The sequence below is a fragment of the Streptomyces sp. DH12 genome (genome assembly GCF_020873895.1).
In the GTDB taxonomy this organism is placed as follows: Bacteria; Actinomycetota; Actinomycetes; order Streptomycetales; family Streptomycetaceae; genus Streptomyces.
This window is the reverse complement of record NZ_JAHWGT010001455.1, coordinates 1-409: the sequence shown is the minus strand read 5'-3', so window position 1 is coordinate 409 and position 409 is coordinate 1. Positions and strand designations below refer to the sequence as shown.

Here is a 409-nt window from a genome sequence, read left to right as displayed (position 1 = left end):
CCGGCTGGGTCGCCAAGCCGCTGCTGGGCCGCGAGGGCGCCGGCGTCACCGTGCACCGGCCCGGCACCGCCCCGACGCCCCGTGACGAGCCCTGCTGCTACCAGCAGCTCGCCCCGCTGCCCGACTTCGACGGCAACCGCGTCGTCCTCGGCACCTGGGTGGTGGAGAACGAGGCCGCCGGCCTCGGCATCCGCGAGTCCTCCGGCCTGATCACCGACGGGTACGCCCGTTTCCTCCCGCACGTCATCCTCTGACCGGCGGCCCCCGCGGCGGGAGGGGGCCGGGCACTCCCGCATCGCGGACACCCGCCGCGCCCGCCCGGCCCACCCGGTAACCTGGCCCGCGGGCCGTGACTGGCGCGCTGGGATGGGACCAACCATCGGGGAGCGGCCCGCGAGAAACGTGCCGT

1 protein-coding gene is annotated in these 409 nt (G+C 76.8%); it reads left to right on the top strand.

Translation table 11 applies throughout. The features are described 5' to 3' along the window. Positions 1 to 254 (top strand): glutathionylspermidine synthase family protein (locus tag LPA54_RS40545; protein ID WP_228985438.1); only part of this gene is annotated, 254 nt, incomplete at its 5' end. Between the last annotated feature and the right edge of the window lie 155 nt (positions 255 to 409).